Source organism: Longimicrobium sp. (assembly GCF_036387355.1).
Taxonomy (GTDB): domain Bacteria; phylum Gemmatimonadota; class Gemmatimonadetes; order Longimicrobiales; family Longimicrobiaceae; genus Longimicrobium.
Genome location: NZ_DASVTX010000404.1, coordinates 1 through 25269, shown reverse-complemented (window position 1 = coordinate 25269; position 25269 = coordinate 1). Strand labels below are relative to the sequence as shown.

General features: G+C 70.1%; 21 protein-coding genes. 15 read left to right on the top strand and 6 right to left on the bottom strand.

Annotation, left to right across the window (positions count from 1 at the left end; all coding sequences use genetic code 11):
• From VF665_RS17795 to VF665_RS17745, 11 genes are all read left to right on the top strand, one after another.
• On the top strand, window positions 1-253 hold a 253-nt coding region (locus VF665_RS17795; protein ID WP_331054795.1), incomplete at its 5' end, for a hypothetical protein.
• Window positions 254-278: 25 nt separating this feature from the next.
• Window positions 279-665, top strand: coding sequence for a hypothetical protein (locus VF665_RS17790; RefSeq protein WP_331054794.1), 387 nt, complete (start codon window positions 279-281; stop codon window positions 663-665).
• A gap of 126 nt (window positions 666-791) precedes the next feature.
• Window positions 792-1244, top strand: coding sequence for a hypothetical protein (locus tag VF665_RS17785; protein ID WP_331054793.1), 453 nt, complete (start codon window positions 792-794; stop codon window positions 1242-1244).
• Window positions 1245-1461: 217 nt separating this feature from the next.
• The gene (locus tag VF665_RS17780) at window positions 1462-1926 is read left to right on the top strand and encodes a DUF3592 domain-containing protein (protein ID WP_331054792.1); all 465 of its coding nucleotides are present in this window, start codon (window positions 1462-1464) and stop codon (window positions 1924-1926) included.
• Between the two features lie 234 nt (window positions 1927-2160).
• On the top strand, window positions 2161-2460 hold the full coding sequence (locus VF665_RS17775; protein ID WP_331054791.1) for a hypothetical protein: 300 nt from the start codon (window positions 2161-2163) through the stop codon (window positions 2458-2460).
• Between the two features lie 55 nt (window positions 2461-2515).
• The gene (locus VF665_RS17770; RefSeq protein WP_331054790.1) at window positions 2516-2728 is read left to right on the top strand and encodes a hypothetical protein; all 213 of its coding nucleotides are present in this window, start codon (window positions 2516-2518) and stop codon (window positions 2726-2728) included.
• Between the two features lie 145 nt (window positions 2729-2873).
• Window positions 2874-3260 carry a hypothetical protein gene (locus VF665_RS17765; protein WP_331054789.1) on the top strand — a complete coding sequence of 129 codons (387 nt, stop codon included), beginning with the start codon at window positions 2874-2876 and terminating at the stop codon, window positions 3258-3260.
• 703 nt (window positions 3261-3963) lie between these two features.
• Complete coding sequence (locus VF665_RS17760) at window positions 3964-4755, top strand: DUF4331 family protein (RefSeq protein WP_331054788.1); 792 nt, start codon at window positions 3964-3966, stop codon at window positions 4753-4755.
• A gap of 43 nt (window positions 4756-4798) precedes the next feature.
• Window positions 4799-5419 carry a DUF4331 family protein gene (locus tag VF665_RS17755; protein ID WP_331054787.1) on the top strand — a complete coding sequence of 207 codons (621 nt, stop codon included), beginning with the start codon at window positions 4799-4801 and terminating at the stop codon, window positions 5417-5419.
• A gap of 32 nt (window positions 5420-5451) precedes the next feature.
• On the top strand, window positions 5452-6759 hold the full coding sequence (locus VF665_RS17750; RefSeq protein ID WP_331054786.1) for a tetratricopeptide repeat protein: 1308 nt from the start codon (window positions 5452-5454) through the stop codon (window positions 6757-6759).
• A gap of 58 nt (window positions 6760-6817) precedes the next feature.
• Window positions 6818-8065 carry a hypothetical protein gene (locus VF665_RS17745; protein ID WP_331054785.1) on the top strand — a complete coding sequence of 416 codons (1248 nt, stop codon included), beginning with the start codon at window positions 6818-6820 and terminating at the stop codon, window positions 8063-8065.
• A 529-nt stretch (window positions 8066-8594) separates the two neighbouring features.
• Here the strand turns inward: VF665_RS17745 and treY are convergent.
• On the bottom strand, window positions 8595-11507 hold the full coding sequence (gene treY, locus VF665_RS17740) for a malto-oligosyltrehalose synthase (protein ID WP_331054784.1): 2913 nt from the start codon (window positions 11505-11507) through the stop codon (window positions 8595-8597).
• 869 nt (window positions 11508-12376) lie between these two features.
• Between treY and glgX the strand changes: the two genes are divergently transcribed.
• Together glgX and treZ are read left to right on the top strand one after the other, a co-directional pair.
• Window positions 12377-14656: a glycogen debranching protein GlgX gene (gene glgX / locus VF665_RS17735; protein ID WP_331054783.1), complete on the top strand. Its 2280-nt coding sequence runs from the start codon at window positions 12377-12379 to the stop codon at window positions 14654-14656.
• Entirely contained in the window at window positions 14653-16545 is a 1893-nt protein-coding gene (treZ, locus tag VF665_RS17730; RefSeq protein ID WP_331054782.1) for a malto-oligosyltrehalose trehalohydrolase, read from the top strand. Before glgX ends, treZ begins: the two co-directional genes overlap by 4 nt.
• A gap of 668 nt (window positions 16546-17213) precedes the next feature.
• On the opposite strand, the gene VF665_RS17725 is transcribed toward treZ, so the two are convergent.
• The 5 genes from VF665_RS17725 to VF665_RS17705 form a co-directional block, all read right to left on the bottom strand.
• Window positions 17214-18494: a DUF1624 domain-containing protein gene (locus tag VF665_RS17725; RefSeq protein ID WP_331054781.1), complete on the bottom strand. Its 1281-nt coding sequence runs from the start codon at window positions 18492-18494 to the stop codon at window positions 17214-17216.
• Between the two features lie 25 nt (window positions 18495-18519).
• On the bottom strand, window positions 18520-19302 hold the full coding sequence (locus VF665_RS17720; RefSeq protein ID WP_331054780.1) for a hypothetical protein: 783 nt from the start codon (window positions 19300-19302) through the stop codon (window positions 18520-18522).
• 125 nt (window positions 19303-19427) lie between these two features.
• Entirely contained in the window at window positions 19428-19832 is a 405-nt protein-coding gene (locus VF665_RS17715; protein ID WP_331054779.1) for a response regulator, read from the bottom strand.
• On the bottom strand, window positions 19825-20787 hold the full coding sequence (locus VF665_RS17710; protein ID WP_331054778.1) for a HAMP domain-containing sensor histidine kinase: 963 nt from the start codon (window positions 20785-20787) through the stop codon (window positions 19825-19827). The genes VF665_RS17715 and VF665_RS17710 overlap by 8 nt, the downstream gene beginning before the upstream one ends.
• A 37-nt stretch (window positions 20788-20824) precedes the next feature.
• Window positions 20825-22612 (bottom strand): ABC transporter ATP-binding protein, encoded by a 1788-nt coding sequence (locus VF665_RS17705; RefSeq protein WP_331054777.1) that lies wholly within the window; start codon window positions 22610-22612, stop codon window positions 20825-20827.
• 119 nt (window positions 22613-22731) lie between these two features.
• On the opposite strand from VF665_RS17705, the gene VF665_RS17700 reads away from it, so the two are divergent.
• Window positions 22732-23619 carry a hypothetical protein gene (locus tag VF665_RS17700; RefSeq protein WP_331054776.1) on the top strand — a complete coding sequence of 296 codons (888 nt, stop codon included), beginning with the start codon at window positions 22732-22734 and terminating at the stop codon, window positions 23617-23619.
• Between the two features lie 990 nt (window positions 23620-24609).
• Window positions 24610-25269, top strand: a 660-nt coding sequence (locus tag VF665_RS17695; protein ID WP_331054775.1) for a Rad52/Rad22 family DNA repair protein, incomplete at its 3' end; no start/stop codon positions are given.

Below are 25269 nucleotides of genomic sequence, written 5' to 3'. Positions count from 1 at the left end.
CGGCCGATCGTTTGGGGATCGGCTGGAGACTGCCGTGCTGGCCATGATGGACGGTGTGCAGGACTGCGTGATGCGGGAACTGCGCATCCAGTGGCCGTTCGAGGCCGATGGAGCGTTCGCGGAACCGGGTGCACGCGCCGGCCATGACCGCTTGCACCTGTGGTTCGGCCGGAGCGAGCATGACCCGGCAATCCGGATGGACCCCATCGCGTTCACTGAATTCTGCATCGGCGGCTCACCTGCACGTCCGTGACGGCCGAACGCCCGCGCGGGAGGCCGTGCAGGAAACGGCCTCCGATTACTGCCAAACGATGGAAACCATGGGCAGCAAACCGCTGGTTGTCGGGGGATGGATTCTCGGCGTGCTCTCCGCCGTCGTGTACTTCGCGCTCTGCGGCTTCGCGATCTACATCGGCCTCCACCCGCACCTGGCCGACGTGTACACCGGGCGGTCCGGAGAGCCAGGATGGCAGGCACCGGTGGCGGCAATGGTCCTGATGCTGCCGCTCGCTGCCGCGGTGTTGTGGCTCGCGGCGGACTCCACGATTCCGCGCCCCGCCCGGCGGCGCTGGATCATCGCGCTCCTGCTGTTCAACGTGGGCGCCTCGATCGTGTTTCTTCTCACCCGGCGCTTTCGGCCTGTGGGGGATCACCCGCTCGCGTGAGGGCGGGAGCAGCAGTCCGGGATCGTTGGCTCCGGCCTGACGCACGCTATCCACATGACCGCCATGGACCGCGTTCTTTACACAACGATCTACGACGTCCGGCAAGTTCCAGCCGTAAACTACCCGATGGCCGCAGCCACGGCGGTGGTGGCGGCTGCGTTTCTGGCCCTGCTGGTGGTGGGGCGCCGGGGAATGCGGAGCGGTGCCCGGGCGGGGCGAATGTCTCCGGAGCTTGCCACGGGACTCGGTGGCGCCGGGTTCCTGTTCGGCGCGCTGCTCACCGCGGGGAGCATCGCATTCGAGTATGTTGGAGCGCGGCGGCTCCGCGAGCGGCTTGCCTCCGGAGACTACGAGCTGGTAGCCGGTCGGGTGCAGAACTTTATGCCGGGGGACCGTGGAGGTCACCGCGACGAAAGCTTCACCGTGGTCAGCGGCGGCCGGACGTACCGGTACCGCTACCGGCATTCCGACTGGACGCCCGGCTTTCACCAGAGCGCCGGTCCGGTGCACGCCGGTGCGTACGTCCGCATCGCCGACGTGGATGGACAGATCGCGCGGCTGGAGATCCAGAGGGAGTAGGCCCTGGGACGATGAGGTCGTTGGTCATGTCGGGCGGCGCGGTACGCTCACGAGGGTGAGCCGCGCCGCGCGTTGGATCGCAACGCCCGCTGGCGCGAGTGTGGGGCCGTGTGCCGTCGCCCACGGGGCTTCGCCTGGCGGCATTCCCGGCGGTGCGCGAAACGGTCAGGAGCGCCGCACGTAGAATTGCAGCAGCGGGGGTGGGGCGGAGAGGGGCATGCGACAAGAACACTGGCGGGGCATGATACGATTCGTGGTTGCGCTCGCATTCGCCCTGGGCATGGGCGTGCTTGCCCTGGCCATTACCCGGCCGGTTCCGGAGCGGTACATCACCCTGGCGGAACGGGGCCGGTTCACACCCGTCGTGGTCACGGCACTGGAAGCGAACAACCACCAGCAGGTGCGTTACTCGTTTCGGGTACAGGACCGGATCTACACCGGGCTTGACGGCACCGGAGCGGGAACCCCGCCGTTCGAGCGGCTCTCGCTGGGCGACACGCTGCCCGGAGCGTATCTGCCCGAAGATCCATCTGTGTCCGGCCTTGGTGACGTGGCGACGCGCGCGACCCATGAGGCTGGCCAGCGAGAGGGAATCGCGTTCTTCGGATCACTGATCGTGTTTGTCATGGTGTTCCGTAACTTCGGACGCCGGACGATCTGGGGCGAGCGCATCCCCGAGTAAGCGTTGGATGGGTGAAGCATGAGACCAGATTCTGTACCGGGAGCGATCGCGCTTTCCCATCGCCTGAAAGCACTCTGATGAAGCGATCCCTGCTCCCTGCGATCGTCCTGCTGTTGGCGGCGGTTTGCCCCGCCGCCCGCGGTTACGGGGTGTGAGATCCGCGTGTGCTTCGTCCAGGAGGGCCGGCTGCGCCGACTGCCGGCGAGGTACAACGTTCAAACGGGTACCCTGTCCGTGAACGGCCAGCTGTTCGACGGGGGGTATCCGTCGGCGGCGGAGTACGCGGACGGCACGGCGTGGTTCATCAACAACGAGGTGGTGCCGGTCCTGGGCCGACGCTTCGTGAAGTACGGCATGCCCCGCATTCTGGGCATCAACGACGTCGTTCCCGCGGCCACGTACCAGGGGGTACGCGTGTTCGTGGAGGCGGGCCCTACGGGAGCGCCGGAGGTCGTCTATCTTCCCGTACGCTCCGGCTGCGAGTTCCAGCCTTACCAGCTGGTCGAGTACGGCAGCGCGGTCCGCGGCCAGTGATTGCCCAGCGCGCGATCCGCGAGGCGTGCTGAAGACTCATGCAGGAGGGTGCCACGTGCACGTATCATCCCATGCTCTTGCCGCCGCTCTGGCCCGCCGGATCAACGCCGTCCTGCCCGCGCCGCTGCTTCTGCGAGCAGAGGGAAACCGCCTCGACCTGTACGCGGACGGCAGCCTTGTGGACCTGTGTGCGGGATCCACGGTCATCAGTCTGATCGTGACCCGGCCGCTTCCGGAGCGCTACACGCATGAACAACGTACGTGCTGATGATGGACGCCGTGGCCTTCGCGGCGCGCCGGGTACGCCGCGCGAGATCACGGTCCGTCGTCGACGTTCTGTGATCCGCGGGGCCGCCCCGGTACTCTGCGCCGCGGTTCTCCTCGCAGCGTGCAAGCCCCGCATGGACGCGTTGGTGCGCGACGATCAACGGACGGAAATTTTGCGCGTCACCAACCCCGACTCGCTGGTGGACGCGGTGGTCACCGAGGGCGGTGTGAACGCCACGACGCCGACGTCCTACCGCGTGCAGATCGTTCCGCGCGGCACGCAGCCACGCGCCGATCACAAGTGGGACGACTTCCGGGCCGATCACGTGGACTCGCTCACGGTGACGTGGTCGTCCGCCCGCACGCTGGACATTGGGTACCGGAACGCGCGCATCTTCCACTTCAGCAACTTCTGGCAATCCGCCCAGGTGCGGAACTTCGACTACGAAGTGGAACTGCGGCTCGCACCGCGAACGCCGTCCGCGCTCCGCGCACCGGAGCCGCCGCCCGGGTCGGCGCAGTCCCCCCGGTGAGCGCAGTCCACTCCTGCGTGGCCCGGCCGCTCCCGGCGTTCCAGGACCCGGGACGCGCGTGAAAAGCTGTGTGCGACTGACCACGATCATGCGTCCGCCTGGTCACGCGTTCGCGCTCCGGTCCGCGGATCCTGGGCGGGCGGTGCGACCCGCGGCCCGACGAACCACCCACCGCCCGGCACCCGATCCACCGGAAGATTCCGAGGGGGGATGACGAGCCGCCCCCGACGCTTCACCGACGAACAAAGCTCCCCGGCACCGCGCCGGGGAGCTTTCTGTTGTCCAGATTCACGGTCGGAACCGCGAACTCCGGTATGTTCGCCGGCACGCCCCATACACGGACAAACGCCAGGCGGGAGAGCGCGATCCCGGGGCTGCTACGCGGGAAACCCGCGCTCATTCAACGAGTTTTCGCGGCAGAGAAGCAGGGAAGGTTTGGCTGCTACGCATTCGGCATGGACCCTTTCGTGCGTAGCCGCCCGCCCGTCTCAAAGGTTTGCATAACCACTGGCCGTGAATTCCGCCGCGTTGCCGGCGTGAAGATCCACCTCGCGGTTGGCGGCGTAGTGATAGGGGAGCGGCGCACGTGGGCCGCGATGTACCGCCCGTGCCGGCCCGCGCTCACCCGAGCGGTGGAGCGGTGCGGAGCGTGAAGGACCGGAGGTGCGCTACGCTCGTCCGGGACACTGATGGGGAGGAATTCATGGCAAAGCTGCACCCCGCACGCACGGGCGCCGCGCTCGTCTGCGCCGCGGTCCTGTGCTCGGCCGGCATCCTGGGCGTACGCCAGGTACTGGGATCCGACCACCAGGACACACCCGAGGTCGAGCTCAGTCCCCGGCTGGACATCAACGACGTCTACGCGTTCCCCGGCAGCGCCGAAGACCGCATCGTCCTGGTGGTGACCACGCAGTCGCCCATTACGCCGGGCGGCACCGCGGCGGCGCGCTTTGACGCCAATGCGCTGTACCAGATCAAGATCGACAACACCGGCGACGCCGTGGAAGATCTGGTGATCCAGCTGCAGTTCGACGAAATGACCAACGGAACGCAGCGCGTGGGCATGTTCGGCCCCGTGGTGCCGCGCAACCTGGGCCCCAACAACCGCCTGGCCAAGCGCACGCCCGACATCCTGGGCACCATCAACACGAACCTGACCGCCGGCGCCGGAGCCACGCTGGTGCAGCTCTTCGCCGGCCCGCGCGACGACCCGTTCTACATCGACCTCGACCAGTTCTTTCGCATCATTCCCGACAGGCGCCCCGCGCGCGGCCCGCTTTCGCAGATCGGGCCCGCACCCGAGGCGTCCGCGTTCCGCCCCAAGTGCACGGGCGGCGTGGTGAACCCCGGACAGGCCCAGTTCGACCAGACGCATGGCTGCGCGAACGATTTTCTGCGCACCTTCAACTCCATGGCGATCGTGATCGAACTGCCCGAGGCCGCCCTCAAGGGCGCGGGAAACAACATCGGACTCTGGGCCACCGTAAGCCGCTGACGCGCGCTTGCGACCTGGATCCTATCACCGGAAGAACCCGACGATGACAAAAAGAATTCTGGCGATGGCCGCACTGGCGCTTTCCGCGGCGCTGGGCGCCTGCGGCGAGGACACGCGCACCATTACCGACGTGGTGACCAAGACGGACACCGTGATCCGCATCCGCACCGACACCGTGGTGATCGGCGACACGGCCACGCTGTTCGACCAGATCGAGCGCCTGGCCAACCCGCTGGTGAGCGAAGTGACGGTCGACAAGCGCGAGCACGGCCACTACAACACCAGCGTGCCCAGCGAAGACGTGGCGCAGTTCCGCGACGACGTGGCCCGCTTTGTCACCAACGTGGCGGGACGCGACCCGGCGTACGCCAACGCGGTGGCGGCGGCGCTCACCCCCGACATGCTGGTGGTGCGGCTGGACAAGGTGGGCGGCGGGCCGTTCGGCGCCAACGTGGGCTGGCTGACCTACGTACTGGACCCGGCAAACGGCTACGGCGGCCGCAAGCTCATGGGCGACGACGTGGTGGACAAGGGACTCGCGGTGATCTTCGGCAACGCGCTGGGGAACAACAACAACGTGAGCCCCGGGCTGACCACCGACAACGTGGACGCCAACGACAAGGCCCACTCGGCCACCTTCCCGTACGTGGCGGCGCCCAACTGACCGGGCGGCGCCCGCACACGGGGAGAATGACCATGAAACGTTCCATCACCGCCGCGTGGGCGGGCGCGCTGGTGCTCGCCGCTCTGGCGGGCGCCGGGCTCCGGGCGCGGGACGGGCGCGGGGCTCCGCCGCCGGTGCCCCCGTCGGCGCCCATGGCCGACCTGGCGCTGCGCGAGGCCGACATCGCGCTCTTTCAACAGCGCGCCGCCGAAGACCCCAGCAGCGCCGGGGACCGTGCGCGCCTGGCGTACCTGTACCTGCAGCGCGCGCGCGAAACGGGCGACTACCAGGACTTTCGCCGCGCGGAAACGGAGGCGCGCGCGTCGGTGCAACGCCGGAGCACGCACAACAGTTCCGGGCGGCTGGCGCTGGCCAGCAGCCTGCTGGCCCAGCACCGCTTTGCCGAGGCGCGCGCCGCGGCCGAGGAGCTGGTGAAGCACGACCCCGACAAGCCCTCGTACCGCGCGTTGCTGGCGGAAATCCAGATGGAGCTGGGTGACTACGAGGCCGCGGAGGCGAGCTTCGGCATGCTGGACGCGCACCGCGGCGACCTTGCCGTGGCGCCGCGGCTGGCACGCTGGCTGGAGATGCGCGGCCAGACCTCGCCCGCGCTGGAGCTGCTGATGCGGTCGCGCGACGTGGCAGTGGCCCGCACCGACCTGCCGCGCGAGCAGGTCGCCTGGTTCTTTCTGCGGGTGGGCGACCTGGAGCTTCGCAACGGGCGCCTGAACCAGGCGGAGCAGGCGTTTCGCGGCGGGCTCGCCGTGGAGCCGGGCGACGCGCGGCTGTACATGGCCATGGCCCGGGTAGAGGCCGCGCGCGGCCGGCCCGCGCGGGCGCTGCAGTGGGCGGGCGCGGTAGAGGCGCGCGCCGACCTGGCCACCCTGGCGCTGATGGGCGACGCGCACCGGGCGCTGGGAGATTCCGCCTCCGCCGAACGGTACTTCGCGCGGCTGGAGCGGGAGCACGACGCCAACCCGGAGCCGTTCGCGCGGCAGTGGACGCAGTTCCGGCTGGACCACGGGCGCCAGCCCGCGGCCACGCTGGCGGTGCTGCGCGCGGAGTCGGCGGCCCGTCCCGACCCGCTGGGCTTCGACATGCTGGGCTGGGCGCTGTACCTGTCCGGCGACGTGTCCGGAGCGCGCGCGGCCTCACGCCGTGCGCTGGCTTCGGGCGTACGCGACGCCACGTTCGAATATCACGCGGGGATGATCAGCCGCGCCGCGGGCGACCGCGCGGCGGCCCGGCGCCACCTGACGGCGGCGCTGGACATCAATCCCCACTTTCACCCCGTGCACGCCGCCGAGGCGCGCACCGCATTGCGGGAGCTGGGCAATTGACCGCCCGCGCCGCGCGGGCCGGGGCGACCCGGCCTTCCATGGTCCCGAGAGGACGCTGATGAACCATTATCCCATCGCCGCCGCGGCGGCGGGGCTGCTGCTTGCGGCGGCTCCGCACGCCGGGGCGCAGGGCTGGACGCGGGCACCCCGCGCTGAAATGGGTGTGTACGCCGGAGGCTCCGGAACCAGCAACTGGTTCCAGAGCCGCACCGTGACGCTGAACGGAACCGCCGACCCGGTGGAGAACGACGACGAGGCCGGGTATTCTCCCGGGTACGCGCCGGTCTTCGGCGCGGAGGGCACCTTCTGGTTTTCGCCCGCGTTCGGGCTGCGGGCGCACGGGGCGTATGCGCCCATGCAGCCGCCGCGCCCTTCCGGCGACTTCTTTCAGGACGTGGGCGAGTCGTCCAACTATGTCGTGAACACCTGGCTGTACGATCTGTCGCTGATCGTTCGCCCGTTCGTGCGGACGAGCGGCGGCGACCGGCTGGCCTCCGTGTATCTGTGGGCGGGCGGCGGCGGCGTGACCTCCAACCCGGCCGGCAGCGGCCAGGTCTGCGCCGGGTACCTGGTGCCGCTGGGCGCCTGCCTGGTACTGGACCCCACGTATTCCAGCGTGGGGCAGGGCACCGCCGGCGCGGGGATGGACCTGCTTCGCTTCGGCAGCCTGGCGCTGTTCGGCGAGGCCGGGGTGCACGTGTACGATTCACCCGTGCACGTGGGCGACGACTACCTGGGCCCCATCACGGGGCGCGCGGGAACGGTGGCCGCCATCGCGGACGACCGCGTGGCGGTGACGGGCAGGCTGGTGCTGGGGCTCAAGGCGCTGTTCGGCGACCTGCTGCCTCGTCCCCCTGCGGCCCCGCCGCTGCCGCCTCCTCCGCCGCCCATGGCTCCCGCTCCGCCTCCGCCGCCTCCCGCGGCCCCGGCCATGCGCGAGATCCAGGTGTGCGTGGTGGACAACGGCGCGCTGCGCACCATGACCGCCATGGTCGATCCGCAGACGGGTGACACCACGTACGCGGGTGGCATGACGCCGGCGATGACGGGCTACGCCGCGGGCGCTACGTGGTTCATCAACAACGAACCGGTGATGGTGATGGGCCGCCGGTACGTGAAGTACGGCGTGCCGCGCGTGCTCGGCGTCACGGATGTGACCCGCGTGGGCGAGTACCAGGGGGTGAGCGTGTTCGCCGAGAACGGCGCCGCGGGCATGCCCGAGGTGATCTACCTCCCGGTGCGGTCCGGCTGCGAGTTCCAGCCGTACCAGGTGGACGTAAAGGCCGGGGCGGTCCGGGGCGAGTAGCCGCCGGGCACGCCATCGGATGAAAACAGAAGAGGGGCGCCGGGTCCGCGCCCCTCTTCTCGTTCTCCTGGCCGACGGGAGACTGAAGTCGCGGCAACCACTGCGCAAAGTCTGCCTTCGCGCACTGCGGCGGCTGCATCCACGTGAAGCGCGCGGGCCAGCGCCTCCGCTCGTCCAAGATGCGGACGCGGTCTTGGCGTGAAGGGCAGCGCAAGGGGCGTCCGCCTGTCCAGAGCGAATGAATTCGCCGCTGGACAAGCGCGAAGTCCGCCTGCGCGGACTGCGGCGGCGGTATCCGCGCGAAGCGCGCGGCCCGTCGCGTCAGCGTGCGCCGGAGCCCGGCCCCCGGTTCCGCACGAAACCGTGCGTGCCATTCTTCCGAACGAGAACCCCTCATCCAAGGTGCGAGGCAGGGTACGGCGGCGCAGTCCGCGGCGAGTAACCGCCGGTGCGCCATCGACCAACAAAACGGGAGAGGGGCGCCGCGGTGGCGCCCCTCTCCCGTTACCGTGCTTCCTCGCGCCCGCGATCAGCCGATGCGCTCCAGCAGGGCGACGGGCAGGTGCGCGAACAGGGCGGGGACGGGGAAACTGAGAACACCGTCGCGCATCTCTCCATCCACCTCCAGCCCCGTCAGCACGTCGCGGTAGCGCCCGGCCAGGTGCGCGGGGAGCGGAATGCGCGTCGCCACGAAGTCGTCCGCCACCGGCATGCCGTAGTCGCGGCCGGCCGTGAGCGTGGCGGGCAGGCGGGGCACCACCGCGATCACCGCCGCGCCCTCGCCCGTGCGCGCGAACGCCACCACGTGCTCCGCGCGCGTCCCCTCGGGCGTGAGCGGCACGTAATCCCCCCCGCCGAACACCTGCGGCAGGGCGGCGCGCAGCAGCAGCGCGCGCTGGGTGACGTGCATCTTGATGCGCCCGTCGCGCCAGTTCTCCATCAGGTCGCGCGCCATCTCCTCCGCATCCCCCTGCTCCGAAGCGGACTTGAGGCGCGCCAGAAGCTCGCGCCGGAGCGCAAAGTCCACCGGGCGGCGGTTGTCGGGGTCCACCAGGGAAAAGTCCCAGATCTCCTGCCCCTGGTACACGTCCGGCACGCCGGGGGAAACGAGCTTTACCAGCGTCTGCGCCAGCGCGTTCACCATCCCCAGCCGCTCCACGATCGGCTGCAGCTTCACCAGATCCGCCACGAACGCGTTGTCTTCGCCCGGGCTCAGGATGTCGGCCACGAAGTCGCGGATTCCCTCGTCGTACGCCGCGTTGGGGTTGATCCAGCTGGTGTGCGTCTTGGCCTCGCGCGTGGCCTTTTCCATGTACGCCTGCACGCGGCTGATGAGGTCCTGCCGCTGCTGGTCGTCCACCGTGGCGAAGGGCCAGGCGCCCACGATGGTCTGGTACAGCAGGTACTCGTCGTTGGCGTCCGGAATGGGCCGGCTCGTTGTGCCGCGCTTGTACTTCGCGTTGAATCCGCGCCAGAGCTCCAGGTGCTCCGCCCACAGCTCCGGGATCTCCGACAGCACGTTGATGCGGGCGCGCACGTCCTCGCTGCGCTTGGTGTCGTGCGTGCTGCTGGCCGACATGGCGTGCGGCCACCGCTCCGCGCGTTCCAGGTTGAAGGCGTGGAACTCGTCCGTGGACAGCCCGTACCGGTCCGGCTCGCCTCCCACCTCGTTGAGCGAGATCAGCCGGTTGAAGACGTAGAAGGCCGTATCTTCCACCCCCTTGGCCATCACCGGCCCGGTGAGCTGCTGAAACTTCATCACGAAGCGCGCGTGCTGGCGGCGCGCCTTTTCATCCAGCGAATCCGGCCACTGCAGCAGCAGGGTGTCGCGCAGAAAGTCGAACAGCGAGACGGGCATGGTGCGGTTGCGCTCCGCCGCCGCCGCCACCGCCTGCTGAATGACCTCGCGGTCCCGGTCCGCCACCGCCCCGGCGTACGCGTCGATGTAGGTGCGGTACACGGGAAAGCAGGCGATCACCTCGCGCAGGGCATCACGCAGGCTGCCCCAGGTGAAGTCGCGGTAGCAGCGGTTGCGCTCGCTCATGCGGTCCAGCAGCGTGGTGAGCACCGTCAGCTCGCTCACGAGTGCGCTGCGCAGGATCAGCCGCTTCTTTTCGCAGACAAGGTCTTCGAAGTCCGCGCGCTGCCCCGTAAACGCGCGGTACACGGCGTCCATCGCCTGCTCCTTGCCGGAGGCGACGAACAGGCCGTTGACGCGGTTCATGAACTCGTAGCCCACCGTTCCCGCCACCGGCCAGCTTTCCGGCAGCGGCTCGTCGCCGGTGAGGATCTTTTCGATGAGAACGTAGAAGCGCTCGTGCGCGTCGAGCCCCACGATGTGGCGCTGCAGGTCGCGGAAGTACGCGGCGGGGTCGAACAGGCCGTCCGGGTGGTCGATGCGCAGCCCGGTAACCACGCCCTCGCGCACCAGGCGCAGAATGAGTTCGTGCGTGGCGTCGAACACGCGCGGAAGCTCGGTGCGCAGCCCGGCCAGGTCGTTGATGTCAAAGAAGCGCCGGTAGTTGATTTCTTCCGCGGCCACGCGCCAGTACGCCAGCCGGTAGCTCTGGTCGCGCAGCAGGGCGTCCAGCCGGTCGTAGGTGTGCGCCTGGCCCGGGGTGCCGTTGTACTCGGCGATGGCGGCGTCCAGCGCCGCGTGCACCTCCGCCGAGCCCTGCACCAGCGCGCCCAGCCGGCGGCGCGTCACCTTTCGCTCGCGCATCCGCTCGCTGATGCTCCCCTCGTCCGTGCGGCTGCGCGACGGCAGGTTGCGGATGCCGGTGATGATGCTTTCCAGCTCCATGCGGTCCGGGTGCTCCGCGTCCAGCCGCAGCTTCTCGTTCGCCAGCTCCAGCACGGCGGCGGTGCTGCCGGGGGCCACGGGGAGCCACGTTTCGTAGTATTCCACGCGGAACTGGCCTTCTTCGTAGACCAGCTTGAGGTCGCCGTTCTCCAGCACGCAGCCGTACTGGTCGCCCAGCACGGGCAGCAGGACGCGGCCGCGCAGGGCCGGGTTGCGGGGCTTCCAGTCGATGTCGAAGAAGCGGGCGTACGGCGACGCCTCGCCGTTTTCCAGCACGCTCATCCACCACGGGTTGCGGCTGCCGCGGGCGCCCATGGCCACGCCCATGTGGTTGGGCACGATGTCCAGCAGGTGCCCCATGCCGTGCGACCGGAGCGCGGCCGACATGCGGGCCAGGTCGTGCTCGGTGCCGATCTCGCGGTTCAGCGTGGTGTGGTCCACGATGTCGTAGCCGTGCATGCTGCCGGGGCGCGCCTGCAGGTACGGCGAGGCGTACAGATCCCCGATCCCCAGTTCCGCCAGGTAGGGGATGATGTCGGTGGCGTCACGAAAGGTGAAGCCGGCGTTGAACTGAATGCGATACGTGGACCCCGGGATGCGCGACGCGCGCTCCGGGCTCATGGATTCCGAATGGCTCACGATGGTCTCGGTGCGTTCATGCGAACGCCCGCGCGACGGGTGCGCGGGCGCGGGGGACCGAGGCAAGAAGCGGGCGAACGACGGGGCACGGAGCGTGATGGGGATGGAATGGGAGATGGCATGGGCGGAAATCACCCCCGGAAACGAAGGCCATGCGCGGACGGGGACGCGGAGCGAATGAATTCGCCGCAACAACTGCGGAAAGTCCCCCCAAACAGACGGGGGACTTCACCTGCACGGGCGGACGGCCCTGTGCGAGTGTGCGGATTCCACGGCGGCCCCCACCCGGGTTCGCATTACTCACCCACCCTCCCCCAAAAAGGACTGGGGGAGGGTTGATGCGGCGAAGAGGGCGGCGTTTCCGGCCCGGCTTGGCACCGCGGGTTGCCCCCTGAGCGGATGAATCGCCGCGCAACGAGCGCCAAGCCCCGGCTGCGGCCGCTGCGGCGCCCACGATCGGGGCTGTGACCTGAGCGGCGGACGGGCCGGCGCTGGCGGCGAACGCCGAGTCCGCCCGCGCAGTCCGCGCAGGCGGACTTTGTGCTGTTCCAGCGGCGAATTCATTCGCTCCGGGCAGGCGGACGCGCCGATGTGGGCGCCCAGCATGGATGCGTCCGCGCCCGTCCGCGCAGGCGGACATCGGCGTTGGGCGAGGCGCGGGTCAACCGCCGGGCACGGGGCACGGGGCACGGGGCACGCGCCGGACCGCTCCCGCGCATTGTCAGCCGGGCTCGGTCCGGCCCACATTGCCGGACGATCGGCACCACCTGATCCGCTGGCCGGGTGCAGCGGCGGGCCTGCCCGCCCCGGTCCACCGATCCCGATCCGCACCTCCAGCCGTCCCCGGACGCACGAGCCGAAGTCGCCGCATGGATCCGCAAGCGCAGTCATACCAGCCGTTTCAGGGCCCCGAGTCCGCCGCGCCCGCCGCCCTGGTGCCGGGCACGCCACGCCGCAAGCCGGAGCAGTTCGTCCCCGGCTTTCTGCAGAGCGCCACCACCGCGTGGCCCGGCCGGCCCTTTCCGCTGGGCGCGACCTGGGACGGCGAGGGGATCAACTTTGCCCTGTACAGCGAGCAGGCGCTGGAGGTGGAGCTGTGCCTGTTCGAGCGGCCGGACGACCCGGAGCCCACGCGCACCTTCCGGCTGCGGGAGCGCACGGCGTTCGTGTGGCATGGCTACGTCCCGGGCATCGGGCCGGGCACCTTCTACGGATACAAGGTCAACGGGACGTACGATCCCGGGCGCGCGCTGCGGTGCAACCCGTTCAAGCTCCTCATCGACCCCTACGCCTGCGCGCTCGCCGGGCGTGTGGACTGGAGCGCCCGCGAGCGCGGAGAGGGCATGCCCATCGCCTACATGCTGGACCAGCCGGGCCAGGACTGGGTGCTGGACGACGAGCCCGACTACCGCGCCGTTCCCAAGGGCGTCGTCATCGACCACGGCTTTGACTGGCGCGGCGACCGCCCGCCCCGCATTCCGTGGCACGAAACGGTGATCTACGAGGCCCACGTAAAGGGCCTCACCATGCTGCACCCCGACATTCCGCCGGAGATCCGCGGCACCTACAAGGCGGTGGCGCATCCCGCCATCCTGAACCACCTCAAGAGCCTGGGGATCACCGCGCTGGAACTGCTCCCCGTGCACGAGATCGTGGACGACCTGTTCCTGGTGGAAAAGGGGCTGCGCAACTACTGGGGCTACAACACCATCAACTACTTTGCCCCGGCCGGCCGCTACGCCAGCGTGCGCGACTACGGCGACCAGGTGCGCGAGTTCAAGGAGATGGTGCGGTCGCTGCACGAGGCGGGAATCGAGGTCATTCTGGACGTCGTCTACAATCACACGGCGGAGGGGAACCACCTGGGGCCCACCCTGTCGTTCAAGGGGATCGACAACCGCACGTACTACCGCGTGGTGCAGGAGAATCCCCGCTTCTACATGGACTACACGGGGACGGGCAACTCGCTCAACATGGTGCATCCGCAGACGCTGCAGCTGGTGATGGACAGCCTGCGCTACTGGATCACCGAGATGCACGTGGACGGCTTCCGCTTTGACCTGGCCTCCACGCTGGCGCGCGAGCTTCACGAGGTGGACCGCCTGTCGTCGTTCTTTGACGTCATTCACCAGGACCCCGTCATCAGCCGGGTGAAGCTGATCGCGGAGCCGTGGGACGTGGGCGAGGGCGGGTACCAGGTGGGCAACTTTCCCGTGCTGTGGGCGGAGTGGAACGGCAAGTACCGCGACACGGTGCGCGCCTACTGGCGCGGCGACAGCGGCACGCTGGGCGAGCTGGGCTACCGGCTCACGGGGAGCAGCGACCTGTACGAGAGCGACGGGCGCAAGCCGCACGCGAGCATCAACTTCGTCACCGCGCACGACGGCTTCACCCTGCACGACCTGGTGAGCTACAACCACAAGCACAACGAGGCGAACGGCGAGGGCAACCGCGACGGCGAGAACCACAACCACAGCTACAACTTCGGCGTGGAGGGCCCCACCGACCGGCCCGACATCCTGCGCGCGCGCGAGCGGCAGAAGCGCAACTTCCTCGCGACGCTGCTGCTGTCCCAGGGCGTGCCCATGATTTGCCATGGGGACGAGATGGGGCGCACGCAGCACGGCAACAACAACGCGTACTGCCAGGACAACGAGCTCGCCTGGGTAAGCTGGGACCTGGACGAGCGCGACCGCGAGATGCTGCAGTTCACGCAGCGGGTGGCGCGGCTGCGCGCCGAGCACCCCACCTTTCGCCGCAGCCGGTTCTTTCGCGGCCGCGAGATCCGGGGCAGCGACGTGCGCGACATCGTCTGGCTGAGCCCGGACGGCACCGAGATGATGGACCAGGAGTGGAACGCGGGGTTCGTGCGGTGCTTCGGCATGGCGCTGGGCGGCGACGCCATGGAGGAGTGGGACGAGCGCGGCCGGCAGGTGCGCGACGCCAACTTTCTGCTGCTGATGAACGCGGACGGCGCCGACATCGACTTTACCCTGCCGGACTTCGGGCGCTCGCGCGGGTGGTGCCTCATGCTGGACACGGCGCACCCCGAAATCCAGGAAAAAGAAGTGTGCTTCCGCGATGGCGAAACGTTCACCCTCGCGGGGCGCAGCATGGTGGTTCTGATTGAGGATGGAATTCCAGAGTGAAGCATTCGAGTGACGCGCGCCTGACCTTTGGCGCCAACGTGGTGGCGGACGGCGTGGAGTTCCGCGTGTGGGCTCCGGCCAGCGAGCAGGTGGACGTCGTCCTCTACGGCCCCGACGCGGAGCGCGTGGAGCCGCTGGCGGCGGAAGGCGAGGGGTGGTGGTCCGCCTTGGTGCCCGGGGCGGGCGCCGGCACGCGCTACAAGTTCCGGCTCGAGGAGGGGGACGCCTTTCCCGACCCCGCCTCGCGCTCGCAGCCCGACGGCGTGCACGAGGCGTCGGAGGTGGTCGATCCCTCCGGCTTCGCGTGGACGGACGACGACTGGCGCGGCGTGCCGTACGAGAACCTGGTCATCTACGAGCTGCACGTGGGGACGGCCACGCCGGAGGGCACGTTCGACGCCCTCATCGACCGGCTGGATGACATCGCGTCACTGGGCGCCACCGCCGTGGAGCCGCTCCCCATCGCGGAGTTTCCGGGGCACCGCAACTGGGGGTACGACGGCGTATTCCTGTACGCGCCGGAGTCGTCGTACGGCGGGGCGGACGCGTTCCGCCGCTTTGTGGACGCGGCGCACGCGCGCGGGCTGGCGGTGATCCTGGACGTGGTGTACAACCACCTGGGCCCGGAGGGCAACTACCTGCACGCCGTCACGGGGGGGCGGTACTTTACCGACCGGCACTGCACGCCGTGGGGCGACGCGATTGACTACGGTGCGCGTCCGGTGCGCGAGTTCGCCATTCAGAACGCGCTGCACTGGGCGCGCGAGTACCACGTGGACGGCCTGCGGATGGACGCCACGCACGCCATTCTGGACGACTCACCCACGCACGTGATCGCCGAGATGGTGCAGCGGGTGCACGCGTCGCTGCCGGAGGGGCGCCACTTCGTCTTCATGGCGGAGGACGAGCGGAACGAGAACCGCCTGGTGTCGCCGCCGCCCGCGGGGTGGGGGATCAACGGCGTGTGGGCGGACGACTTCCATCACCAGGTGCGGCGGCACACGGCGGGGGACCACGAGGCGTACTTTTCGGACTACACGGGGACGGCGCAGGACATCGTCCGCACCCTGCAGCGCGGATGGTTCTACGAGGGGCAGCGCTCCGAGAACCACGGCGCGCCGCGCGGCACCCCGGCGGAAGGGATGCCGCCGAGCGCGTTCGTGCACTGCATCCAGAACCACGACCAGGTGGGGAACCGGGCGCTGGGCGACCGGGTGACGGAAACCGTGAGCCTGCCGGTGTACCGCGCGCTCAGCGCCCTGCTGCTGCTGTCGCCGTACACGCCGCTGCTGTGGATGGGGCAGGAGTGGGCCGCCACCACGCCTTTCCAGTACTTCACGGACCACCCGGAAGAGCTGGGGAAGCTGGTGACGGAGGGGCGGCGCAAGGAGTTCGGCAAGTTCAGCGCGTTCGCGGACCCCGCGGTGCGCGAGCGGATTCCGGACCCGCAGGCGCCGTCCACCTTCGCCAACTCGCGGCTGCGGTGGGACGAGGCGGACGATATGCCGCACGCCGGCATCCGCGCGCTGTACCGCGAGTTGATCGTTCTGCGCCGAACGCACCCCGCGCTGCGCCGCCGCGACCGCGGCGGGATGGACGTGCACGCGCTCGGCGAGCGCACCATCGCCCTGCGCCGCACGGCGGAGGACGGCGCCGCGCTGCTGCTGGTGGCCTCGTTTGACGAGGGCGGGATGAGCGTGGACCTCTCGGCCGCCGCCGCGACGCGCGCGCCGGACGGAGCCGCGTGGGGCCTGCTTCTTTCCACGGAGGAGGGGCGGTTCGGGGCCGACGCGGAGGGGGAGATCGCGCGGCTCGCGCCGGATGGGCGGCTGGTGATGGCGGGCGCCGGGGCGGTGGTGCTGGTGGCGGAGGGGAAGGGCGGGGAGTAAGGGTGGGAGGCGGGCTTTCCCGCGGCCCCCACCCGGGTTCGCATGACTCACCCACCCTCCCCCAAAAAAGACTGGGGGAGGGTTGGCTGGGGGGGAGAACAGGGGGCGGGTTCCCAATTCTGTGGGGCCGCCGAGCGGCTGAGCGAATGAATTCGCCGCAACAACTGCGGAAAGTCCCCCCAAACAGACGGGGGGACTTCACCTGCACGTTGGCGGAAAGCCCGGCGCGGGTGGCCGGGATCGGCCATGCGACCGTGCCCGGAGATTCCGGCGCGGGTGGCGGAGTTCAGGTGGCCGCACCCTCCCTGAGCGGATGAATCCGCCGCTCGGAAAAGCGGGAAGCCCCGACACGACGCCCACAGGCGCTGTTCGGGGCTTCAACGGCACGGAGTCGTGGACTCTGGTGTGAAGTCTCCCCTCTCCGTGCGCAGTTTGCACGGGGAGGGGCCGGGGGAGGGGCGCAGTTGCCGTGTGCCCCCTCTCCCACATCTGTTCGTGGGAGAGGGTGGACGCGTCTAAGCGCGGCCGGGTGAGGGCCACACTCCGCCGCCGCCACCACGCTCAACACTCACCACTCAACGAAACACGCCCCGCATCCACCAGGGATGCGGGGCGCTTCATCATCCACCAACTCGCGACCGTTCATCCACCCGATCGCGATCCGTCCGTCACAGGTAGCTCAACCACCAGTCGCGGCGGCGCTGCTTGAGCGCGGCGAACCAGGCGCACAGCGGATATAGCAGGATCACGCCCGCAATCCAGCACGCGTACACCACCGGCAGGCTGAACCCGAAGTTCGGGTCCGGCGCGGCGCCCGGCCCGGGGCCCGCGAAGTAGAACGCCGTGTTCTTTCCCGCCGCCATGCTCAGCAGCAGCCCCATGCCGTGCGACACCGGCCACTGCAGCAGGTAGTAGAACAGCGGCACGCGCCCAAAGGTGATCAGCGGTTTCGCGACCCCGTCCGCCCGCGCCCGCTCGAACGCCGCCAACGCCAGCATGGCCGTTCCCAGCGTCATGAGCAGAAAGAGCAGCGAAACCGGGTACTTGGTCACGTTCACGAACGAGAGCACCGAGAACACCGCGTCCCGCTGCACCGACCAGGGCCGCGGATCGCCGTAGAAGTTCCCCGCACGCAGGGCCACGAAGGCGACCAGCATCGCCGCGCCCAGGCGGACGAGGAAGCGGCGGCGCCGCTCCGCATCCCAGTCGTACACGGTGCCGAATGCGTATCCGGCCGCCATCACCCCGATCCACGGCAGCAGCGGGTACATGATGAACAGCACGGGCAGGCCGCCGTTGATGGGGATCGGCCCCGGCTGGTGCAGGATCATGAACAGCGACTGCCACAGGTCCGGCGCGGGCGTGCCGGGCCCCCGCCAGGGCGGGATGCTGATGCCGTCCAGCAGGTTGTGCAGCGCGATCACCGCCACGCCGAACGCCCCCACCCACCGCACCGGCAGCCGGATGAGCGCGGCCAGCACGATCATCGACACGCCCAGCGCCCAGATGACCTGCGCGGCCCCCAGGAACTGCGCGTACCCGAAGTTGAAGGTGAGCCCCAGCCGCACCGCGGTGAACTCCAGCACGATCAGCCACACGCCGCGCGTCCACAGAAAGCGCGACAGGTCGGACACGCTCTTGCCCCGCGACAGCTGCAGGTACGCCCCCGTCCCCGCCAGAAAGACGAAGATGGGCGCGCAGAAGTGCGTGATCCAACGGCTGAAGAACACGGCGGGCGACGTCTGTGTAAGGTCCGTGGCGTCGTACCGCACGATGTCCGCGTGGATGAAGTCGCGCGTGTGGTCCAGCAGCATGATGACCATCACGATGCCGCGCAGCAGGTCCACCGAGCTCAGCCGCGAGCGGGCGGCGCGGGGAACGGCGGCGATGCCCGGCACGGTGCCGGGCGGCAGGACGGTGGCGGGGCGGGTGGGGGCGTGCGGTTCCATCAGGTGCCTCCGGAAAGGGGAGACGTCAGGCGGGCGCGGCGGCTCCGCTGGCCCGGAAGGGGTGCGCCCGGTACTGCACCGGGCGCGACAGGGCCGGCGGCGCCATGCGGTCCAGCTCCCGCATGAGCGCGGCGGAGCGCTGCTCGAACGTGCGGGTGCGCAGCTCCTTCATGGGATGCATGAGCCGGGACGACATGCGCACCGCGCCGCGCGGGGTAAGGACGAAGTGCTTGCCCGTCCACCGGTAGTTGCCCAACTCGGCCTGCAGCCCGAACACCTCCGCCGCGCCCCCGGCGACGGCCTCGATCTCCGTGCCCGGCGTGGGAAGGAGTAGCGCGGCGCCGGACGGGCCCTCGCGCCCCACACGCTTGCGGTGCAGCAGCGACAGTTGCGCCATGGACCCCGCCGCCGGAAAGCGGAAGTCGCGGTACCTGGGGTGCACGTCCCAAGTGGGCGCCGCGTGCAGGTCGCTGGTGTTGACGAACGATCCGTCCGAGAAGCGGCTGCCCAGGTCCGTCCACGCCATCCCGCCCATGGCCGAAGGAAGGGCGATGATGCCCCAGCCGCGGTGCACCAGCAGGGCGTGATGGCTCCGCAGCGACGGCTCGTGCAGAAAGGCCACGTGCTCGTACCCCACGGCCTCCAGCTCGCGTGCGCGCCGCAGGATCTGGTTGGGGGCCTCGGTGCCCGTGATGGTCTGGAAGTGGTACGAGAGCTGGGCGGGCCCCACCTTGAGCCACACCGTGAGCGGGCCGCCGACGTAGTACGTGGCCGCCATGACGCCGGCGGTGGCGAGCAGCGAAAGCATGGAGCGGAACCACAACCAGGAGGGACAAGCGCACCGCGGATCCAGCACCAACCCGAACCATCGACAGGAAACCCGGCTTCCGGAACGCACCGACGACGATCCCCCGCGCCGGCCTCCCCTATTCCCTATTCCCTATTCCCTATTCCCTGCGGTTCCCCCGCCATGAACCCCGGAATCGCCTCCACCAGCCGGTGCGTATCCACCGGCTTGACCCAGTACGCCGCGCATCCCGCGGCAAAGCAGGCGCGGCGGTCGCGGTCTTCGTCGCGGCCGGTGAGGGCTACGACGGGGGCGGAGGCGGTCACCGGGTCCGCCTTGAGGCGCTGCACCACCTGGATCCCCGTCATGTCCGGCAGCCCCATGTCCAGGATCACCAGGTCCGGCAGGCGCTCCGTGGCCAGGCGCAGCGCCTCGCCCCCGGTGCCGGCGCCGCGCACGTGGTAGCCGGCGTCTTCCAGCAGGATGGTGAAGGCGGTGCGGATGGGGTCGCTGTCTTCCACCAGCAGGATGTCGCGCGTGCCGTCACTCACGGGGCGGGGCCTCCTGCGCCGCGCCGGCCACGGGGCGCGCCGCGTGCACGGAGGGAAGAGTGAAGAAGAAGCGGCTCCCCTCGCCCAGCGTGCTTTCCACCCAGATGCGCCCGCCGTGCAGCTCCACGAAGCGCCGGGCGATGCTGAGCCCCAGCCCCGTGCCGTGGTGCACCCGCGCCCGCGACGCATCCACCTGCGCGAACTCGCGAAAGATCAGCTCGTGGTGCTCGGGGTCGATGCCGATTCCGCTGTCGGCCACCTCCACCTGCAGCCACCCCGGCTGCCCCGGCGCCCGCCGCGCCACCACGCGCAGCCGCCCGCGCTCGCTGGTGAACTTGATGGCGTTGCCGAACAGGTTGCGCAGCACGTGCGCCACCTTGTCGGGGTCCGCCCACGCGTCCGGCAGGTCCGCGGGGATCTCGACGCTGAAGTCCAGCTGCTTGCGGGAAAGGAGCGACTCGTTCATCCGCCGCACCTCCGTCACCATCCCCGCCATGCTGAACTCCACGGGGCGGATGTCGATGATGGTGGCGCTGCTGCGGGCGTAGGTGAGGATCTCTTCGATCATCGCCAGCAGCTGGCGGCACGAGCCGATCATGCTCTCGATGGCGTCGCGCTGCCGCTCGCTGATTTCGCCCAGCAGGCCGTCGCGCAGGATTTCGCCGTAGGTAACGATGGCGGTGAGCGGCGTGCGCAGCTCGTGCGAAACGTTGGTGAGGAACTGGCTCTTGGCCACGTCCAGGTTGCGCAGCTCCAGCACGCTGCGCTCCAGCTCCTCTACCCGGGCGGCCGCCTCGCGCAGGGGCGACGGCTCCGTGCCGTCCACTTCCAGCACGATGGCGGGAGTGCCCTCCGGGGGTGCGTCCACGACGCGAAAGCCCTCGCGGTCGAGCACCTTGCGCAGGCGCTCCGCGGTGGCGTGGTCGCCCAGAAGAAAGAGCCGGAGGTCGTCCATGCGGGTGCGTGCGGTGGGAACTGATGGTGCGGCCAATCTAGACGGCACCTGACGCGCCTGCAAGGAGATCGTCACCCTGCACCTGCGCCTCCAGAAGCTGGCGCCGCTGCAGCGCGGCGTACACTCCGCCGGCGCGCAGCAGTTCGGCGTGCGTGCCGCGCTCCACCAGCTCGCCGTCGTCCAGCACCAGGATGAGGTCGGCGTCCATCACCGCCGCCACGCGATGGCTCACGATCACGCTGGTGCGCCCGGCGAACACGCCCCGCAGCCCGCCCAGAATTTCGTGCTCGGTCTGCGTGTCCACGGCCGAAAGGGCGTCGTCCAGCACCAGCATGGGCGCGTCGCGGGCCACGGCGCGGGCCAGCGCCGCCCGCTGCTTCTGCCCGCCCGACAGGTTGATGCCGCGCTCGCCCAGCACCGTTTCGTATCCGCCGGGAAGCTCCGCCACCGTCTGCTCCAGCTGCGCGACCCGGGCGGCGCCGCGCACCCGCTGCAGCCGCCGCTCCGGGTCCGCCTCATCAAAGCCGAGCGCCAGGTTTTCGCCGATGGTGGCGCTGAACAGAAAAGTGTCCTGCGGCACCAGCGCCACGGCGGACCGCAGCTGCGCCATGGGCCACTCCCGTACCGCCACGCCGTCCACCCGCACCTCGCCGCGGGTGGGGTCGTACAGCCGCGCAAGGAGCGAGACGACGGTGGACTTGCCCGATCCCGTGGGGCCCACGAGCGCCACGGTGGACCCGGCGGGCGCGCGAAAACTGACGCCGCGCAGCACGTCGCGCTCCGTGCCCGGATAGCGGAACCAGACGTCGCGGAACTCGATTTCGCCGCGCACCTGCTCCGGGCCGCGCGCGTCCGGCGCGTCGGCGATCACGGGACGTGTTTCCAGAATCTGCGACACCCGCCCCATGGACGCGGCGCCGCGCTGGAACAGGCTCACCACCCATCCCAGGGCGATCATGGGAAAGCTGAGCTGCCCCAGGTACAGCAGAAAGATGACGAAGTCGCCCACGGTGATGCGCCCCGCCAGAATGGCGCGCCCGCCCAGCCCCAGCGCCAGTGCCATCGCCAGCCCCGCCAGCAGCGTCAGGCTGGGGTAGAAGAGGCCGCTGGTGCGCGCGAGCCGCACGTTGAGCCGCATGCTCTCGCGCGCCAGCTCCGTGAAGCGGGCGCTCTGCGCGGCCTCCTGCCCGTACGCCTTGACGATGCGCTGCCCGGCCAGGTTCTCCTGTGCCATGGTGGAGATGATGCCGAGCTGCGCCTGGATCCCCTCGCTCTGGTCGTGGATCAGCTTGCCGAAAAAGGTGGTGACGGGCGGCAGCAGGAGCATGGGAATGAGCGCCAGCACCGTCATCCACGGGTCGATGAGCACCATGCGGGTGATGGCCATCAGCCCGAAGACGATGGTGTTGACCAGGTACATGTACGCGGGCCCCGCCACCATCCGCACGGCCTGCAGGTCGTTGGTGGCGCGCGACATCACCTCGCCGGTGGGGGTGCCGTTGTAGAAGGGCGCGTCCAGCCGCAGCAGGTGGGCAAAGAAGTCGTCGCGCAGGTCCAGCTCCACCCAGCGGCTCACGCTGTTCAGGTTCTGCCGCATCCAGAAGCGCCCCGCGCCCGCCAGCACGGCCAGCCCGGCGCTGGCCGCCGCCCAGCGCCCCACCTCGCCGCGGGTGGCTCCGGCGCGCGCCATGGCGTCCAGCGCGTGCTTCACCGCCTCGGTGCTGCCGACGGAAAGCAGGTTGGCCACCAGAACGGACACCAGCCCCAGGGCGATGGACAGCTGATACCGGCGCAGATACGGGAAAAGTGCCTTGAGGGCTTGCATGTTCCTGTGGGTACGGGCGTTGCCCCACTCTGGGCCTGAGCGGCGGGGGGCACGCGTGGACCCAACTTGGTCCCGCACCCGCCCAAAGACAAGGAACCGTGCGGGAAAAGGAGATCGTGATGACGAACAGGACCCTCGCCGCGGCGCTGCTGGCCGTGCTGCCGCTGTCCTCCCTTCTGGTCGCCTGCGGCTCGGGAGAGGACACCCAGCGCGTGGCGCTGGAGCGAAAGGCGCTGGAGCGCGACCTGAACCTGGCGCAGGTGGCGCGCGACACCACGCCGCAGGTGGCCACGGAAGGGCTGCCGCCCGCGCCGGATTCCGGCACCGTGGCACCGCCCCCGGCCGCCGCGCCCTCCACCCCGCGCACGGGCGAGCCGGTGCGCGTTCCCAGCAACCGTCCGCCGGCGGACGCGCGCCCGTGGGTGCCCGCCCCGCGCACGGAAGACAAGGCGGAGCCGCGCACCGTGACGCGCACGGTGCCGGGCGGCACCACCTTCAGCGTGCGCTTTGACGAGTCGCTGAGCACCCGCACCATGAGTGTGGGCGAGACCTTTACCTCGGTGCTCAACGAGCCGCTGACGGACGCGGACGGGCGCACGGTGATTCCCGCCGGCGCCACCGTGCGCGGCCGGGTGACGCGCTCGCAGGCGTCGGGCAACGCCACGCAGCACACGGGCCTGGCCGTGACGTTCACCTCCATCTCGTACCGCGGCGAGCGCTACCCCATCGACGTGAGCATGGTGAACCCGCCGCGCACGGTGCGGCGCAGCCGGCAGAGCCGCACCAGCAAGGCGGCCACCATCGGGGGCGGCGCCGTGGTGGGCGGCGTGGCGGGCCACGTGCTGGGCCGCAGCCGGCGCTCCACCATCACCGGCGCGGTGGTGGGCGCCGCCGCGGGAACGGCGGTGGCGGTGGGGACCACGGACGTGGACGCGGTGATTCCCGCGGGGACGACGGCGACGGTGCGGCTGGATGCGCCGGTGCGGGTACGGAGGACGGAGTCGTAGGGCGGGAGTGCGTGAGTGCGTGAGTGCTGAGTGCGGGTCCGCTTCGGATGATTGGCGGGCCCCTCCCCGCTCCCTCCCCGCGCAAACAGCCGCGCGGAGAGGGAGAACGGCGGTTCAGTGCGATCCGGCTTGGTCGAGGCGTGTTCGGAGAGGCCCCCTCCCCCCAGCCCCCTCCACCCGCTCCGCGGGAGAGGGGGAGCCGTTCGGCGCGGGGACGTGGGCGGTGCGCGTCCCCGACGTCCGACGGCATCAACCGGGGTCGGCGCGTGTCGCTGGCCCCGTGTGCCGCAGCTGAACGCGCCTCCCGACCGCACGAAAGCCGCCTCCGCGAACCGCGGCGGAAGCGTCCGTCGCGTGATGCCGGCGCGAGTGCGTCCCGCCGATAAGCCGCGCCCCGCCAACGGTTCGTCATCCTGAAGAGGCGCCGGACAATACCTGCCGCCGCACCGCCGCGTGGCGCCGCTGAAGGATCTGCTGCCCGCCGTTCAAAGTCCGCGGTTCACACGGAGACCACGCCCGCACGCGGATGAAGCCCCGATCGTGGACGCGACAGCGGCCTCGAGTCGGGGCTTTCCGCTGTTGGAGCGGCGGATTCATCCGCTCAGGAAGCCAGTCGCGACGCCACTGCTGGCCCAACATGCCGGGACTGCCGCCGCGTGCAGGTGAAGTTCCCCCGTCTGTCTGGGGGGACGTTTCCGCCGTTGTTGCGGCGAGATCACTCGCTCAGCCCGGCCGCGAGCCAGACCACCACCCCACCCGCGCCGCGCGGTCCGCCGAGCCGGTCTCGCACTCCGCACTCCGCACTCCGCACTCCGCACTCCGCACTCCGCACTCCGCACTCCGCACTCCGCACTCCGCCCTTCCTTCCCTCCCGTTACACGTCACCGGTGTGGACGCAACATCATGGCGCTTGACAAGTTGCGGAACAAAACCGAATATAAACCGTAACAGGGACGAGGAGGGCCGAAGGTGCGGCCCGGGAGGACGCGAATGCCCACGGAGGGACGCATGGCGGAGATCAACTTCAAGGCGCTGCAGGATTTCTTTGAGCCCGACGCCATCGAGTGGCGCATCCAGGCGTCCGGCGAAAAGAACGGGCGCGTGTGGGCCATCTGCGTCCCCTACGTGACCAACCGCGCCATCCAGAGCCGCCTGGACGAGGTGGTGGGCCCGGAACACTGGAGCAACGAGTTCCGCCCGGGGCCCGACGGCGGCGTCATGTGCGGCCTCTCCATCCGCGTGGGCGACGAATGGGTCACCAAGTGGGACGGCGCCGAGAACACCGACGTGGAGGGCGTAAAGGGCGGCCTGTCGGGCGCCATGAAGCGCTCCGCGGTGCAGTGGGGCATCGGCCGCTACCTGTACACGCTCGACGAAACGTTCGCCAACGTGCACGAGGGCGGCCGCTTCCGGGGCAAGACGCGCGACGGAAGCACGTTCCGCTGGGATCCGCCGCAGCTTCCGGCCGAGGTGCTTCCGGCGGGCACGCACGGGCGCCGTGGGGCCGCCGCCCCCGATCCGGCGCCGCCCGCCCCCGCTGAGCACGAGGCCATGCTGGAGTTCGTGCGCGCCGTGGGGCCGCGCGTGGACGACGCCGCCGACATCCGCATTCAGCGCAAGGTGCGCAACCTCAAGGAGTCCGTGCGCGAG